Here is a 15,676-nt window from a genome sequence, read left to right as displayed (position 1 = left end):
CAATAAAGATTGGATGTTGCTTTTCTATCCAGTTCATGTCAAGCTTACTAAGTTAAAGGATTTAGAAAGAAGGTGGCATAATGATCGAAGTGAAAATATCGTCTCTTAGTGACGGTGATCTTAATCGCGGCGTTTTTGCAAAAAGAGATATAGCCAAAGGAGAGCTGGTTCATGAAGCACCAGTCATCCCCTATCCCAATGAGGAACATGAACATATTGAGAAAACGTTCCTGGCGGATTATGTATTTGAATACGGAATCAATCATACAGCACTTCTATTAGGATATGGAATGTTGTTTAATCATTCTTATACACCTAATACAATTTACGAGATAAATTTTGATAACCATACCTTCGACTTTTTTGCCTATAAAGACATTCAAGCTGGCGAAGAATTGCTCATTAACTATAATGGCGAAGTGGATAATGATGAACCACTTTGGTTTAATAAAGATAAGAACGAAGGTGAATAATTGAAAGGGACTTCCATTGGAGGTCCCTTTTTTTACTGACTAATGAGTTTCAGGAATGATCGTCATTCCATCATAGGCCCGGTCAGTCACCTTTTGATAGAAATACCAAGTAAGGATCATAAGAAAAAGGAAGATAAGCGAAAATAACCACTTTTTATTTTTCATAGGAACCTCCTTTATTAACGTCTAAAGATTACGACGGACGTGTCAGCTTCCCCCCATGTTGCAAATACATCGCCTATCTTTAAAATTTGCCACGGATTAAACATCGTTTGTCCGTGCTTATTAAAGACATAATTTCCTGTCAGTACATAGGCCGCATGAATGGGTTGATTGTGTTGGAACCAAACGAGTACATCACCGTGCTTATAATCAGTTGTATCTACTGGTGTATACTCGGCCCGTTCAAGGATCAAAAGCAAATCTTCCCCCTGCATCCATTTGTCCTTATAGGCTTGGTTCTTTGTGACAGCCGTAGCGACTGCAGCTAAACAGTTGGGGCCATTCTTGGATGAAAAGGTATCGATCAATGGTTGAAGATGTGGTGTCTGATTGGATATGGCTCGTTTACAAACTGCAGACAACCCTTTCCAGATGGGTTGTTCGTTTATCCACAAAGCTCCGTAGTTTAATAGAAACGTAAATTGTGATTGTTCTGAAAGAGAATCCCAGAGGATCCGATGTAAAAGGATGATGTCTTCCCCAGTCCCAAGTGTGGTGGTAGGGAGTTTCATGGTGGGTATTTGAAGTAATTCATGCAGATCTTCTTTAGTGAAAAGGAGTCCCCTTCCCATTTCCCATTGCTGTCTCACAATGTCATCTTGTGTTTCTTTTTCCAATGATACAAATAATTCTGGAGCCACTTTAGAATAGAACCGAGCATTTTTACTAATTCCCCAAGTAGCATAAGAGGTTCGGAGATCTATAGGCACCTGTGAATAATCAAGTGAATCCATGGACTCCATAGGAAGCGAATCATAATCATCAGCAAAATAAAACCACTCCACCTCAGGAATGAGCCTCCTTCCCCAATTCCTCAAAGTGTCTTCATCTATCCTATAACCATTTATATTCATCACCATATAAGCATCCCCAAGTTTTACTTTAATCTTAGCATGAAATTCCAATTCAGTAACATAAATAAAGATCAGAGGGACGGACCTCTGATCTGCATTCATCATTAAGAAAGATTGATATATAGGCTTTTCTACAGAATAGTTACATTTCGGAGGTCCGTCCCTCTTCCAGCTTCTCCAGGATCCGTCTTTTTCGGTAGAGCATACGACCGGTTTCGCCTATGTCTGAGATCATGGATTTGTTGATGAAGGAGCCGAACAGAATTCCTGCGATGGGAATCATTTGGAATAGTTTTTTCCAGCCGAAGTTGTCACGGAAGCTGGTCATCACTTCCCTCCAGCCTTGTAGCTGGGAAAGGGTCTGTTCTCTCTTCTCCTTATCCCTTTTGTTGAAGTCCGATAGTTCCTGAAGGATTGCTTGCTTCCCAACAATATCTGAAGAAACGAATTGTAAGCATTTAATAATGAAAATACGTTCCTGCTGATCATTTGGGTCGTATCCGTAACTTATTGCGATTTCCTGAAGAGTCTTAAGTGATATGCCGAGGATGAAAGGTATATCAATACTTAGAGTCAGGAAGCCGCCGATTCCGGTAGTTGCCCCCTGGGTCATCGCAACCTTCTTTCTCATACCCACTATCCCTTCGCTTACTCCATCCATATCAGCAATTGGCAGCTTTCCGATATCTTTTACCGTTAAATGAGGATTAGCTGTACTCTTAGTAAATCGCTTTACGACTTCTTTCTCACTTGTAAGGTAACTTCCGCCCTTTTGTATGTAGCTTCCTATTTCATCCAGTGCTTGTCCAATCTTGTTATGCACCATTTGAGGAGTGATTCGGTCCAGGATCATAAAGGGAATACGCCCGAGCTTCTCCCAAAACCATAACCCTTTTTGGTCTTCTGCCCATTTGTTTACAATTTCCAGTTCCCGTAAAAGAGCTTCTCTTGTTTCTGTCTCATGCATATAACAGTCTCCTCCTTCTTTCAATAATGAATCAAAAAAATAACAGGCAATGAAGAGCCTGTTATTTCCTGCTTATTGAACAATATCTTCGGTTTTTTCTTCCAGTATTTCCACTTTAATCGTGCGTACCCGGCGATTATCCACCTCTTCTACGCTCACTTTTAAGTTTTCATAGTCGAAGCTGTCGCCTTCTGATGGAAGGTCTTCAAAACTTTCTACGACCCAACCACCAAGTGTATGGTAAGAACTTTCAGGCTCTGGTACATCGAGTAACTCTGTAAATTCATCCAATTGGTATTGGGAGTCGAATTGATATTCTTTTTCACTGATTCTCCGCATGGAATGAGTTTTCTCATCTTGTTCATCCCATATTTCTCCTACAATCTCTTCCAAGATATCTTCAAGGGTGATGATTCCGGTTGTTCCACCAAACTCATCCACTACAATGGCCATATGCACATTGTTCTTTTGAAGCTTAGTAAGAAGAGTTGAGATTTTGACAGATTCAAATATAAACATTGGTTCCCGAATCAATTCCCGGATGTTTACTTCACCGAATTTGATCAAATGAGTAAAGAACTCTTTCTCTGAAAGAATTCCGATCACATTATCAATATGATCCTCGTAAACGGGAATTCGGGAAAATCGCTCTTCAAAGAACATTTCCTTAATTTCTTCAATTGGTTGATTCACTTCAACAGCCTTGACATCGATCCGGGGTGTCAAAACCTCGGTTGCAAGAATATCATCAAAGTCCATCGAGCGGTGAATCAATTCTCTTTCTTCTTTATCGATGACTCCTTCTTCTTCACTAATATCAAGCATCACTTTTAATTCTTCCTCTGTGACAGACGGCATCTCGTGATTTTTCGAGAAGAACTTCGATACCAACTCTTTTAATTTGATAAAAAAGAAGTTAATCGGTGTAAGAACTTTAATTAAGAAAAAGAGAACGCCTGATATGGTCAAGGAATAGGTTTCGGCATTTTCTTTTGCCAATGATTTTGGCAGGATTTCACCGAAAATCAAAATTAATAAAGTCATAACAAAAGTACTGATGACAAGACCCGTGTTTCCACCAAAAATATCTGTCGCAAGCTTTGCTGAAATACTGGCTGCGGCAATGTTCACGATGTTGTTTCCAACTAAGATCGTAGACAGTGCTTTATCAAAGTTTTCAGCAATATAATGAGCTTTAATGCTCCCTCTTCTTCCCTCACTTACAAAGTTCTTAAGTCTAATCTTATTCACGCTTGAGTAAGCCGTTTCTGCCGATGAAAAAAAGGCAGATAAAAGTATTAATGCCCCTAATAATATTAATGAATTCAGTGGTATATCGTCCAAAAAAAAGTCACTCTCCTGTAGTTGTTTATCTATTATGCTGGATTATCCAGAAAAAACCATTAATGTTTGGAATAAGGCCAAAGCCTGTGGGGATACCTGCTTTAGCATCCGTTTCCGTTCGTCATCCCCGAGCGTTTCCATAGCGTGTAAAACTTCATGTAATTCGTTATGCAAATGATCCATTTCATTTCGAATATGGTCTACTTGTTTTTCTAGAATCGAGGGATCTACTTCCACGGATTTCATTACCGTTAATCGATCTTTAATTTCATGTAAAGACATTTTCATCTGCTGACATTTTTCAATTATCTTTAAGTCAGCTAACGCATCTTCGTGATAATACCGATAATTATTACATGATCGATCGCATTTCAATAAACCCATTTTTGTATAATAATCAATCGTCCTCTTGGACACTTGACTGTGTTTGGATAGTTCTCCTATTCGATACAACTTCCCAAGGACATCACCTCTAGAGTAGTATACTTTATTTAAGGCAAACCGTACAGTTAAACGTTATGGTTTTATGTAAAAAGTATAAAGAGAACCTACCCATTATCATGCTTGTTTAGACTGCCCCTTCATTCGTAGATTTGGAGAAAAGTGAAAAAGAGTGGCGAGAATGATCAGAAAAAGTCCCATTAAGACAAATAACCAAAAAAGAATGTTCCCACCTGCTGTGGGGGAGGAAGCGATAAATGCACTCATCAAAAGATACATCCCTCCAAACAGAGTGAGGAATAATGGAAAGCCACGATGTTTAAGAAATCTGTGTCCAAGTAGAACCAAAAGGTAACTGGCGCTCATCATCATAACGCTTGGAAACAGTGGTGAAAACTTCGCAGCGTACACAAAGAAATCGAGATCCACTATCTGCCCCTTCATTAAAACACTGCCGTGAATCATCTCACTGAACGGAGTAGAATACTTCCATTCCCAAGGATCATCCAACAACGCACTCCCTTCATACCACGAAAACAATGCCGTAAATCCAAAGACCAACAAACCAACACCCACCTGAGACCAATACTTAATGGACATGAATTTTCTCCTTTCTTTATAGAGGGACGGACCTCAAATTGTTTCTACATTCACCTGAGGAATCCTTTATTTAATATGTATTAAACAGAATCCCATGATAAATAGAGGTCCGTCCCTCTCTTACTGAACTTTGATATGCATATTACTAATTTCCACCATAATGACAAGCGAATAAATGTATCTTTACCTCTTTTAACTAAGGAATATAGTCATAAAAAAACGCCAGGAGGCTCCCCCGGACACATTTGCTTACTGTCCGCCAGTAAACCAGCTGCCGGCTTTCACGCGTTCTTCTTCCTGGATCTGTCTTTCGTTTTGATTTCCTGATTCAAAGGAGTTCGTTGAAAACGTTCTTCTTAGAAACCCACTTAGTACTCCGAATCCGACGGCAATACCGATGATCCACCATAACATATGATTCTCTCCCATCAATTGAAGATGTCTATATATATGTACGTTTAATAAATGGATAAGTTTCACATTTACTTGAATTTCGGAACTCCAGTAAAAGTCTTGGTAGTTCACTTCAAGCCACTTAGCAAAAAATTAAAAGGAAGTACATGAAGATCCAAAATCAAATACGCAATCCTTCAATACAAAGGATTGCGTTTATGATTATTCCTCTTCATTTCCTTGTTCTTCCGTCTCTTCAAGTTGATCGGCATTACGGACCTCTTCTTCTGTGGATGAATCAAAGTACCCGTCTTTTTCGTATTGTTTCTTTAACTCGAAGTATTTGTCCATGGCACGTTTGGCGATGGTTTTGTTTACGTAAGGATCTTTGTTTTGGTGTGAATATGGTAATACGACTGAAAAGGCTACTTCAGGGTTGTTGTATGGAGCATAGCCAATAAGAGTCGTGTTGTAGGTATCATATTGTCTTTTTTCCTCAGGGCTATAATAGAAAGCTTGGGCCGTACCAGATTTTGCAGCTGCATCATAAGAAGCTGTTCTGAAATTAGTTGCTGTTCCTTTTGCACCATGAGTAACTTGATAGAAACCTCGCTGTACTTGTTGTATTTGTCTTTCCGTTGCATCTATTCTGTTTAAAACTTTAGATTGGTTTTCATATAAAAGTGGCCCTACTTTTCCTCTTTCCTGACTGGGTTCACGAATTTGCTTCATGATATGCGGTTGCATCCGGTAGCCACCATTTGCAATAGTTGAAGCGTATTGTACTAGCTGCATAGGTGTGTATAAATCATATTGTCCAATGGCCAAATCCATAAGTTTTCCAGGGATTTTCTCTGTTCCTTTTAATCCCTCAACTTCTCCAGGGAGGTCAATTCCGGTTTTTACACCTAGACCAAATTGACTATAGTAATGTCTCATTGTATCGAATGCTTTCACATCGATATCCATTGGTTGACCAGGTCGATATGTAGCATTAGCGATTTTGATAGCAGTTTTAAACATATAACCATTTGAAGAAATCTCAAGTGCTTGAATATCGGTGAAGTACTTGGAGTAATTGAACCATGATTTTTTTACAGGTGTGGCCTCTATACGTATCGGCTCATCATAAAGTGCATCCCCTACATTCAAAACCCCAGTCATATACCCTGTCAACACAGTAGCGCCCTTAACAGAAGACCCCACTCCATACTCAGAAGTGAAAGTACCTAAAGCATAATCCTGCATTTCCGTCTTTCCATCTGCATTCTTGCCATATTTCTTTCCGACCATAGAAAGGATTTCACCTGTGTGTGGATCCATCATGACAACAAATGCCCGATCCAGAAATGGAGATTCCCAATATTGGGATGCTTGTTTGCTCAGCTCTTCTTCTACGATCTTTTCGATTTCTTTTTGAAGCTGAAGGTCGATGGTCAATACGACATCCTTCCCACTGTGACCTTCGCTGACGAGCTGTGTATCAAGGACGCTTCCATTTTTAGTGATGTATTCGATTTCTTCCTTTTGCCCTTTTAGGACGTTTTCATACTGTGATTCGAAATAACTCGTTCCAACACGGTCGTTAAGTGCATATCCTTGAGCCTTGTATTCATTTACAAGCTCACTTGGGAGGCCCTGTTGTGAGGTCGAGACTCTTCCGAGAATCGTTCTTAACGTACTATCATTCACATATTTTCTTTCCCAGTCCGTGGTAACGTTCACACCAGGCATTTCTGAAAGGCGTTCACTGACTCTTGCCATTTCTTCCATGGAAACATCTTTATTTTTGATGATTTGAGGAGTAAGGGCGTAACCTGTATTAAACTCGCGGAATATCGCCAGAACTTCCTCTTCTTTTTTATTAAAAGAGTTGATGTTCTCTTCGGTTATCCTCTCGAGCTGCATTTCATAAACCTTTTTGTTCACATCATCTTTTGTAAGATCTTCGTCATCTTCGAGTTTCTTCAATTCATCCTCTGACACCAGATTCTCTGCTTTTTCAGGATGACTCAATAACCAGAAATCTTTTCGATCTCGATCTGTAATTTTGTCTGGTTTCATTTCGATTAACTCAGCCAGACTTCTTGCTACTTTCAACATATCCTCTGGTTTTGTCGTTTGCGTTCTGGTGTAAGTGATTGCATTTAAAGGTACGTTGTCCACGATTACATTTCGATAACGATCATAGACTTTTCCTCTTGGTGGTGTTCCATTATGTGATTTCACATTTTCGGTTCTCGCCACTTCCGCTTCATAATGGTTTCCCTGCACGATTTGTACAATCCCAAGACGAAGAATCAGAAGTGAAAATAGAAAAAAGACCGTAATAAACAGTAAATTCATTCTCAAAGGCACATGGGTTTTTTTCTTTTTCTTCTTTTCCTTCAATTGAATGACCCCTTCACAAGCTAGTATTTTACCAAAATATGATAATGTTCTAGTCCTATTTTATAGAAATCCAGACTATATTTCTACCTCTTTATGGCATAATTTCCAATTAGTATACTCATTTGGGGTATGATTCATGATCTGGAGAAAAGTGTTTGGGGGTTGAACGTTGGAAAAAAACGAAAATACTTATGGAAAACGCGAAATATGTCGAAGAAGGGTTATAGACAAGAGGGCTTATTTTCTTTTAGAATATAGTCGTAGAAAAGGTAAGAAAAGTGAAACCAAAGCTCTCCTGATTGCGTAGAATTAGTAACTAGATGAATGAGAGGTTGAATGGCTGTTATGTTTAGTAAACTGATGTGCAGGTTCGGTATTGGAGCAACAAAGATTGATTTGGTATTGAACAAAAAAGAGTTCTGCCCGGGAGACGTCATTAAAGGGGAATATGAACTTACAGGCGGACGAGTGGAGCAGAAATTAAAAAGGATTGAGACCGACCTATTACAGTACGATCAGAATAGTGATCGCTCATCTGTTCTTCATCACAATACTATATTAAGCTCATCAACGATGAAAGCAAACGAACAACGCACCATTCACTTTTCGTGCAGACTTTCAGATTCATTTCCACCGAGTAGTGACACTGTTTCTTATAAATTTGTCACCCGACTGGTCTTCGACGATGGTGTAAACAGTGTCGATCACGATGAGTTTCAGATAGTAGTATAATGTCAGAATTGAAATGAAGCCCTTCTATCTTTGAAGGGCTTTTATACTTTATTTCTTTCCTAAAGAAAAACCTTCGAACAATCGTCCTCCATGTGGTTCCAATACAGAGTCTACCAATCTTACAATAGGTTGTTTGTCCCCTTTGTGATAATAGTGGTTGAAAGCTTTTACATATTCTCTTGCAAAACTTTCATCATACTCCTTCAATGCCCGTATAATCCATTTCGACGCACCAATCCAATGACCTTGGGTTCTAAGTACAAACTCATGAAGGGATTCCCCAATAGCACCCGCGATAAAGATGCTTTCTCCTCTCTCCTCTGATCCAATAAAATCATCCAAAGCATCCGTAAGGAAATATCTCTTCATATCAATCGTTTGCCTGTTCCATTTTGGAGGTCCGTCCCTCAAAAGTTTATTCGCTTCTTCTTTGAGGCGTGGAATGATGGGATGATCGATGATGGGGATTCCTTCTGATACCATCCTTGGCAATGAAGGTCGGGCTCTTTGACAGTCTTTTTGGAAATAGTCCCGAATCGTTTCATTCGTGTGGACGAAGGCTTCAATCGGCCATCCATGTAAGTTGAAAGATTCCCGGTATTCTGAACGGAGGGTTCGGCTAATGATGACAATATCTAAATCGGATGTACTTGTTTCCTCTCCTCTGACAACACTGCCACAGAGAAGTGCTGCTTGACATGTTGGAAAGTTTTCTGATACAAATTTCTTGGCTGCTTCGATTGCAGGCAGTTTTTTCATTTTTATCCCACTTTCATTATTAAATCTTTCAAATCTAAGAGACAGCTTAACGTATAATCCGGTTTTTCTTTAGGACACTCATAACCAAATTTGTTGATCCATATCGTATCTAAACCGAAAGATTTCGCCCCTATTATATCTGTGAAATAATTGTCTCCAATAAATAGCGTGCGATCCGGACTACTCTCAAAGACATTCAAGGTGTGTTGGAAAATTTCAGTATCAGGTTTCGAAAAGCCTACCTTCTCTGAGATTATGACAGAGCTTTCCGGAAAGGTAGTGGATAGTCCTAGTCGATGTACCTTTTCATAAGCGTTAAATACGGTACCGTTCGTCACAATCCCCAATTTGACATATCTACTTAATTCTGATAAAAATTCATTCATTTCCTGCTGAGGTTGGATTCGATCAAGATAAGAGCATTGAAAGGCTTTTACGATGGCGAGGGAGACTTCTTTCTCTACAGAAACGTTGAATTCTATAAGGGTGTTCTCAAGTCTTTTCAAGGAGAATTCATGGAAATTTAAAAAATTGGAAGAAAACCTACCCCATAATAGATGATTATGCTTTAAAAAGGTTTTATAAAATACATTTGGTGCAATTGCCTTCAGTTCAGGAAATTGCTGAAGTGTATCCCAAACGCCCCTTTCATAAGCTTCCGAGTGACAGAACAATGTATCATCCAAATCAAATAATAATAAATCATAGTGTTCGAGAGTTAGAGGTTTCATATTAATATACTCCCTTTTTTAATTTGGTAAAAAAGAAAAGTCCAGCCGTCAAAAGTTAACTCATGAATACAATTCCTACTCCATCAATAATTAATCCCTTTCCGTCCCATCACCTTAAGAAATATCCACTTCTCTTAAAGGGATTCTGTAAAGTCTTCTTTTTCCTTTCTTCGCCCGATGCTGTACCCAATAACAATTCCGATAACTAGAATGAATAAATAATCCGTTTCAAATCCATTGGTGAAAAAGCCAGTGATTCCCCACCCTAAAAGTGCACCTACAATAACGAAAAAAAGTGATTTCATATGTATGCGCCTTCCTTTCTAATAGTATCCAATCATTGTGAGCAGCCCCACTCCTATTACGGTGGTTAAACCACCTGTTACGATTGCTATGAACAATATTCGTTTTTGTTTGGTTTCATACCAAATACTAAACGCAACCACGAGGGTGAGGATTAATCCAAAGAACACTGAAGCGTACGGGGTCGAAGGTGCTAATAAGTCATTCCAATTTAACCAGCTCATTTTGTCCTCTCCTTAAATACTAATTTTTTCACCTTCACTACTCATCGTCTTCGATTGGTGTAAATAGCCAGTCCGGCGAATAACTTCTATAATTTTTGTGGGTTCGTAGAGACCCGGTTGTTTGTGCATTATAAGGTGATACAGGAACAGGCGGCGTGACATTTCCGTTTATGAGTAACGTTATACATTTTTAGAAACTGGGGTGTGGGATCTTTCTCTTATGTTCTGCACTCCTTGCTTTTCTAAAAGTGATAGGATTCTATCCAAGTGAACCTGATTTCTGACTACTACAAACTGTGGTTGAAACCATTTGTTTTTCACCTTCACCTCTAATTTGTAGGCTTGATTGATTTTGTCATCCAGGCCGTACAGCTCGTGCCACTTAATAATCTTTTCTACTTTATATCCTTTAACCCTGCTCCAAGGAACATAATAGCCATTCAGTATAAGGCCTTCCCCTAACAAATAAAAATTTCCACGGTGTTTAATGGAACTGATCAGAATGAAAAAGAGATAGACAACGCTAAAAATAGATTGATGTAGCATATCGGTCAAGTATACAGCCGCTAATAAAGCAGTTAACAGGCTAATGACTCCTACCGTCCCCCATTTCACCCACTGATAAGATTTTGTTTCCTTTGTTAAAGGCTGCATCACCTTGAATTCACTTGGAATCACAATGCTGTTCATATCTTCTTCATTGGTTGGATACAAGGCATTGACTGCTTTTTCTGCGGAATATTTAAGGTTTAATCGAAACCGTATAAGATACACGATTCCGATGATGAAGATAATCATGAAGAATAAGTTGATCCACATAATGAAGCCCCCTTTGAAATGAATGTTGAAAGAGTAAGAATAGGTAAATTAATTTCTTCCTTTCCTATTTTACGATCATATGTAGTGTAAAGTTTCATTTTTTCCAATTATCTTGAATTCGCTTGTTTAGATTGAAACAATGTTTTATGGAATCTTTTTTTTCATTGACTGGAACATAAATAGTTACTATTTTCCATTATACCGATTAAAGACCATGATTTGGAATTTAATTAACTCTGATCATATAGTCACCACCTTAAACTATGAAAACATCCTAGTAATATTTACTATATGTTGATTTTATGGGATTACCGGGATGGTGGTAACAACTACCTGTTTCAAAATTAACAGAATTATATTTCAATAGAACTATGAAAACTTTAAAACTTTTATCTATCTTATTGTTGTCTGTCACTTTTGTCATTGGTTTTGGGCAAGCTTCTAATGTTTCCGCAGCAGGTACGTATACTGTGAGTTATGGAGACACAATGTGGAAGATTGCCGTTAAGCATCAGGTGGGTGTATCAGAGTTGATATCGGCGAACCCGAATGTCAGCAACCCGAATATGATTTATCCTGGACAAACCCTTAACATACCAGGAGCAAATCACACTGCTGAAAGTTATACATACGAAGTGGTGAAGCTGGTAAACCAGGAACGCTCAAAAGTGGGTTTACCTCCACTGAAGGAAAATTGGGAATTATCACGTGTGGCTCGTTATAAGTCAGAAGACATGATTGCGAAGAACTATTTCAGCCACACATCCCCAACCTACGGCTCTCCTTTCCAAATGATGAAGGATTTCGGAATCTCCTATCAAGCAGCAGGTGAAAACATTGCCGCAGGACAAAGGACACCTGCCGAAGTAGTTGAAGCATGGATGAACAGCGAAGGACACAGAAAAAATATCCTTTCTCCGACATATACAGAAATCGGAATAGGTTATGTGAAGGGTGGATCGTACGGTCATTATTGGACGCAAATGTTTATAAAGAGATAAAGCAAGGAGACCCTCAATGGTTATCGAGGGTCTCTCTTTTTTTACACCTTTGGAGGAGCGTAATACGTGTAGAACTCTCAGGTCAAATTAATAGATTTCCTGAACGATTTCTAAAATAACCGTGAAACGTTTGTCCCCTGTTGGAATGACATTTTGAATGGAAACATTTTGAGAGCCCGTTTCAGCTCTTTTTGCACCAATAAGATGTTGTAAGGTTTCTGATAATGAATCAGAAACCTCAATATCGATAAAAAATTGTTCTTTCATTCTTTTTCCTCCCCTATTCTTCCTTCTGTAAGCTCTCATACGAATTTATTGAGAAAAAAGTTTCATTTTGACGGAATATAAAAAAGAGCCAAACGAAGTTGACTCTTTCTTACTTTTAGAATGTTTGTGCTAAATCCTTAGCTCTTGCAATCGCATTGGCTTTGATTTCTTCAGCTTTGTCGGGCATAGCTGCATGACCTTCAACGAATAAGCCTTCGAACGAAGGAACTCCGTAGAATTGCATCATCACGTCAAGATAGCGGTGACCCATTTCCATTGTTGCAGCCGGGCCTTCAGAGTAAATACCTCCGCGAGCTTGAATATGAAGAGCTTTTTTGTCAGTTAAAAGCCCAACAGGTCCCTGTTCTGTATATTTAAATGCCTTCCCTGCAACAGATACAGAATCAATATATGCCTTCATTACTGGAGGGAAGGAGAAGTTCCAGAATGGAGTAACAAAGATGTATTTATCAGCTTCAACAAATTGATCTGATAATTCACCAAGTCGGCCTACTTTTGCTTGTTCTTCTTGTGAAAGCTCTTCAAATCCTTGCCCGGATTGTAATTTTCCCCAGCCGCTGAATACATCAGCGTCAATTTGTGGAATGTTTTCTTTGTATAAGTCTACATTCACAACTTCGTGAGTTGGATTTGCCACTTTATATGTGTCAATAAATGCTTTTCCTACTGCCATGCTATAGGAGTGTGTATCATCATGCGGATGTGCTGTAATGTATAAAACCTTTGTCATGTTGAATCGTCCCTTTCTGATTGTGAATTTCATCATCCAGTTCAATGAAATTAACTTGATTACCTCGAACTGAAATAGTTTTAATTCGAGATTAATATTATAGGATATTTTCTTTAATATCAAATATAAAGCTTCAACGTAAAAAAAATAAGGAATTAGTCATGGAAATTAGACTAATTCCTCCTTATTATCCTAATTAAGGATTGGGATAGGTTTTTTGAAGAAAGTTCACAGATTGATTTATCAATTGCTTTAAAACGTCTTGGTCCACATCTGCTACTTTGTTTATGTACACACATGCTTTTCCTGTTGTGTGCTTACCGAATACCTTCAATACCTTTTCCCTCTCAGGATCCCCTGGGGCAAAATATAGACTTATTTTCGCTTTCCTCGGTGAAAATCCGACTAACGGAGCATCCCCTTCGTGTCCTGTTTTATATTTATAATGATAAGAACCGAACCCAATAATGCTTGGTCCCCACATTTTCGCTTCAAACCCCGTTGTCTCTGTGAAAAGATCCAGCAATTTATAGGCATCCTCGCGTTTTTTTTCGCTCTCTACTGCTTCGATAAATTCAATTACACTGCTGTCATTTTGTCTTGTTTTCAATTCATACATTCGACTGCCCCTTTCTGATTCTCACATTTTATTCTACCCACATAGTTCTCTATATTCCAGCTCGATTCTTGCATCCAGCGTTAAGTTAAGAATATAATATGCACGGAATTGGTTAATGAAAATGAGTTTATTGGGTATTAGATGATTTATCGTCCGGATAAACACCAAATAATTGAAACCATATCAATCTAAAATCGTAAATATACTAACTATAAACTGAGTGGGGGAACGTGCATGGGAATCCTGATTGGGATTCAACTAATTGTTATAGTTCTTTTTTTATTATTAGGTTGGGCGATCCGATCCAAAAAAAATTACTGGCTGATTTCGGGCTTTGTGACGCGGAGTATGACAGAACAAGAAGAGTTGATTAATAATGGTTATCCCCAAAAGACCGGGTCTTTATTGATTTATACAGCGGTCGGAATGCTTATCCTCCTTCCCCTTGCTTTCACCTCTTTTCCATTTGTAATAGAAGTTCAATTTGGCTTTATGCTTGTCTTTTTAATGGGTGGTTTCATATATCTATCCAAATTTGAGGTTTCAGGCAAAAGGAAAAGAAGTTTCTGGATAAGTTCTACTTTGTTTGTGGCTGTTTTAGGATTTGTGAGTGTTCTTACTTATCTCGGGTATGAAGAATATGATTTGATCGTTAAGGATGATGAATTTGAGGTCACTGGTTTGTATGGAGAAGTATGGCAGCTTGAAGAGATTGAAACGGTTGAGTTAATGGAAGATATGCCAGAAGTCACCTGGAAAATCAACGGATTCGGTCTTTCCACCATGTCTAAAGGACAATTCAAAGTGAAAGGTTATGGGAAAAGCTTGTTGTTTATACACAAGGAAGCTCCTTATATTTATATAAGGGTGAATGATCAACAGATCTTCTTGAATGGTGAAAACCCTGGAGAAACCAAGAAGTGGTATGATGATTTGAGTAAAACATTGACGAGGTAACAGGACATAAAATCTCGCCACTTCACCCCGATACCCAAATTCATTGACAACCCTCCCCCCCATCGATTATGATAGTCTCATAATTTAATATTCTCCTAAAGGGGAGTAGCTGTAACAATAAAGTCGTCATTACAGAGTGTATCACTCTCGGCTTTATTGACAACCATGTTGTTAGCGAGACCTTTACCAGCTGGTGAAGGTATATATATGTCTAAAAAGACCTTTACCAATTCCGGTAAAGGTCTTTTTCTATATCACTTCATTTTGAAAGGAAGTTATCGTTAATGAAAAAATTAAAAACGAACCTCTCTCAACTAATAGAACAAAACAAAAATGAAATATTAAACGATAAAAATGAGATGAACAAAATTGAAGAAAAAATAGATAATAAATATTCTTCAATAAAAAAGGAGAATGGCTAATGATTTTACGTAAATATATGTCTCTCTTTGGTATAGGCTCTGCAAAGATTGATCTAGTACTACCTAAAAACTCGTTCAAGCAAGGAGAACTTTTACAAGGATACTTCTTTTTAGAAGGAGGTATTATCGAACAAAAGCTGAGGCGGGTGGAATGTGACCTGGTGATGCTTGATAATAATGGCAAGGAAGAAAAAATCATTGATTCAACTACCGTTTTAAAATCTGATAGCATAAAGGCTGAAGAACGAAACAAATTATCCTTCACCTACCGGATTCCTAAATCTCTGCCACACTCCGAAGAAAACGGGGTTCGCTACCTCTTTAAAACGAAGCTGACGTTCGATCAAGGCGTAGAAAGCCTGGATGAGGATTACATTACAATCGATTGAAGCAAGGCTCCTTAGTG

Annotated in this window: 22 protein-coding genes; 6 read left to right on the top strand and 16 right to left on the bottom strand. The window is 38.5% G+C overall.

What is annotated here, in order from left to right; genetic code table 11:
* Positions 1–80 precede the first annotated feature (80 nt).
* Positions 81–473 carry an SET domain-containing protein gene (locus ACXAF2_RS00470; RefSeq protein WP_475136886.1) on the top strand — a complete coding sequence of 131 codons (393 nt, stop codon included), beginning with the start codon at positions 81–83 and terminating at the stop codon, positions 471–473.
* 39 nt (positions 474–512) lie between these two features.
* On the opposite strand, the gene ACXAF2_RS00465 is transcribed toward ACXAF2_RS00470, so the two are convergent.
* The 8 genes from ACXAF2_RS00465 to ACXAF2_RS00430 form a co-directional block, all read right to left on the bottom strand.
* A complete protein-coding gene (locus ACXAF2_RS00465) occupies positions 513–638 on the bottom strand; it encodes a hypothetical protein (protein ID WP_475136885.1) in 126 nt (41 codons plus the stop codon).
* Positions 639–652: 14 nt separating this feature from the next.
* A complete protein-coding gene (locus tag ACXAF2_RS00460; RefSeq protein WP_475136884.1) occupies positions 653–1,480 on the bottom strand; it encodes a hypothetical protein in 828 nt (275 codons plus the stop codon).
* 211 nt (positions 1,481–1,691) lie between these two features.
* A complete protein-coding gene (locus ACXAF2_RS00455; RefSeq protein WP_475136883.1) occupies positions 1,692–2,516 on the bottom strand; it encodes an EcsC family protein in 825 nt (274 codons plus the stop codon).
* Positions 2,517–2,588: 72 nt separating this feature from the next.
* Positions 2,589–3,860 (bottom strand): hemolysin family protein, encoded by a 1,272-nt coding sequence (locus ACXAF2_RS00450; protein WP_475136882.1) that lies wholly within the window; start codon positions 3,858–3,860, stop codon positions 2,589–2,591.
* 42 nt (positions 3,861–3,902) lie between these two features.
* Positions 3,903–4,313 (bottom strand): MerR family transcriptional regulator, encoded by a 411-nt coding sequence (locus tag ACXAF2_RS00445; RefSeq protein ID WP_475136881.1) that lies wholly within the window; start codon positions 4,311–4,313, stop codon positions 3,903–3,905.
* A 105-nt stretch (positions 4,314–4,418) separates the two neighbouring features.
* On the bottom strand, positions 4,419–4,901 hold the full coding sequence (locus tag ACXAF2_RS00440; protein WP_475136880.1) for a YjdJ family protein: 483 nt from the start codon (positions 4,899–4,901) through the stop codon (positions 4,419–4,421).
* A 249-nt stretch (positions 4,902–5,150) separates the two neighbouring features.
* The gene (locus ACXAF2_RS00435; protein WP_475136879.1) at positions 5,151–5,315 is read right to left on the bottom strand and encodes a hypothetical protein; all 165 of its coding nucleotides are present in this window, start codon (positions 5,313–5,315) and stop codon (positions 5,151–5,153) included.
* Between the two features lie 201 nt (positions 5,316–5,516).
* Positions 5,517–7,640 carry a peptidoglycan D,D-transpeptidase FtsI family protein gene (locus tag ACXAF2_RS00430; RefSeq protein WP_475139055.1) on the bottom strand — a complete coding sequence of 708 codons (2,124 nt, stop codon included), beginning with the start codon at positions 7,638–7,640 and terminating at the stop codon, positions 5,517–5,519.
* A 381-nt stretch (positions 7,641–8,021) separates the two neighbouring features.
* On the opposite strand from ACXAF2_RS00430, the gene ACXAF2_RS00425 reads away from it, so the two are divergent.
* Entirely contained in the window at positions 8,022–8,417 is a 396-nt protein-coding gene (locus tag ACXAF2_RS00425; protein WP_475136878.1) for a sporulation protein, read from the top strand.
* Between the two features lie 48 nt (positions 8,418–8,465).
* Here the strand turns inward: ACXAF2_RS00425 and ACXAF2_RS00420 are convergent, their stop codons facing one another.
* The 5 genes from ACXAF2_RS00420 to ACXAF2_RS00400 all read right to left on the bottom strand — a co-directional run bounded on the left by ACXAF2_RS00420 (position 8,466) and on the right by ACXAF2_RS00400 (position 11,253).
* A complete protein-coding gene (locus ACXAF2_RS00420) occupies positions 8,466–9,176 on the bottom strand; it encodes a nucleotidyltransferase domain-containing protein (protein ID WP_475136877.1) in 711 nt (236 codons plus the stop codon).
* 2 nt (positions 9,177–9,178) lie between these two features.
* Positions 9,179–9,907, bottom strand: coding sequence for an HAD family hydrolase (locus ACXAF2_RS00415; protein ID WP_475136876.1), 729 nt, complete (start codon positions 9,905–9,907; stop codon positions 9,179–9,181).
* Between the two features lie 134 nt (positions 9,908–10,041).
* On the bottom strand, positions 10,042–10,212 hold the full coding sequence (locus tag ACXAF2_RS00410) for a tRNA U-34 5-methylaminomethyl-2-thiouridine biosynthesis protein (protein ID WP_475136875.1): 171 nt from the start codon (positions 10,210–10,212) through the stop codon (positions 10,042–10,044).
* An 18-nt stretch (positions 10,213–10,230) separates the two neighbouring features.
* Positions 10,231–10,434 (bottom strand): hypothetical protein, encoded by a 204-nt coding sequence (locus ACXAF2_RS00405; RefSeq protein WP_475136874.1) that lies wholly within the window; start codon positions 10,432–10,434, stop codon positions 10,231–10,233.
* Positions 10,435–10,614: 180 nt separating this feature from the next.
* Complete coding sequence (locus ACXAF2_RS00400; RefSeq protein WP_475136873.1) at positions 10,615–11,253, bottom strand: hypothetical protein; 639 nt, start codon at positions 11,251–11,253, stop codon at positions 10,615–10,617.
* Between the two features lie 371 nt (positions 11,254–11,624).
* Here ACXAF2_RS00400 and safA point away from each other — a divergent pair, with 371 nt between their 5' ends.
* Positions 11,625–12,254 (top strand): SafA/ExsA family spore coat assembly protein, encoded by a 630-nt coding sequence (gene safA / locus ACXAF2_RS00395; protein ID WP_315635845.1) that lies wholly within the window; start codon positions 11,625–11,627, stop codon positions 12,252–12,254.
* An 87-nt stretch (positions 12,255–12,341) separates the two neighbouring features.
* Here the strand turns inward: safA and ACXAF2_RS00390 are convergent, their stop codons facing one another.
* The 3 genes from ACXAF2_RS00390 to ACXAF2_RS00380 form a co-directional block, all read right to left on the bottom strand.
* Positions 12,342–12,521, bottom strand: a complete 180-nt coding sequence (locus ACXAF2_RS00390; RefSeq protein WP_475136872.1) for a hypothetical protein — start codon at positions 12,519–12,521, stop codon at positions 12,342–12,344.
* 115 nt (positions 12,522–12,636) lie between these two features.
* The gene (locus ACXAF2_RS00385; protein ID WP_475136871.1) at positions 12,637–13,272 is read right to left on the bottom strand and encodes an FMN-dependent NADH-azoreductase; all 636 of its coding nucleotides are present in this window, start codon (positions 13,270–13,272) and stop codon (positions 12,637–12,639) included.
* Positions 13,273–13,468: 196 nt separating this feature from the next.
* Entirely contained in the window at positions 13,469–13,891 is a 423-nt protein-coding gene (locus tag ACXAF2_RS00380; RefSeq protein ID WP_475136870.1) for a DUF1801 domain-containing protein, read from the bottom strand.
* Between the two features lie 234 nt (positions 13,892–14,125).
* Here ACXAF2_RS00380 and ACXAF2_RS00375 point away from each other — a divergent pair, with 234 nt between their 5' ends.
* The 3 genes from ACXAF2_RS00375 (at position 14,126) to ACXAF2_RS00365 (ending at position 15,659) form a co-directional block, all read left to right on the top strand.
* Positions 14,126–14,848 carry a DUF3784 domain-containing protein gene (locus tag ACXAF2_RS00375; RefSeq protein ID WP_475136869.1) on the top strand — a complete coding sequence of 241 codons (723 nt, stop codon included), beginning with the start codon at positions 14,126–14,128 and terminating at the stop codon, positions 14,846–14,848.
* 284 nt (positions 14,849–15,132) lie between these two features.
* Positions 15,133–15,270: an FbpB family small basic protein gene (locus ACXAF2_RS00370; protein ID WP_475136868.1), complete on the top strand. Its 138-nt coding sequence runs from the start codon at positions 15,133–15,135 to the stop codon at positions 15,268–15,270.
* On the top strand, positions 15,270–15,659 hold the full coding sequence (locus ACXAF2_RS00365) for a sporulation protein (protein WP_475136867.1): 390 nt from the start codon (positions 15,270–15,272) through the stop codon (positions 15,657–15,659). Before ACXAF2_RS00370 ends, ACXAF2_RS00365 begins: the two co-directional genes overlap by 1 nt.
* Positions 15,660–15,676 lie beyond the last annotated feature (17 nt).

Source organism: Rossellomorea sp. ABR4_004 (genome assembly GCF_056159585.1).
The sequence above is the reverse complement of the archived record's forward strand: the minus strand, read 5'-3'. Positions and strand labels throughout refer to the sequence as shown.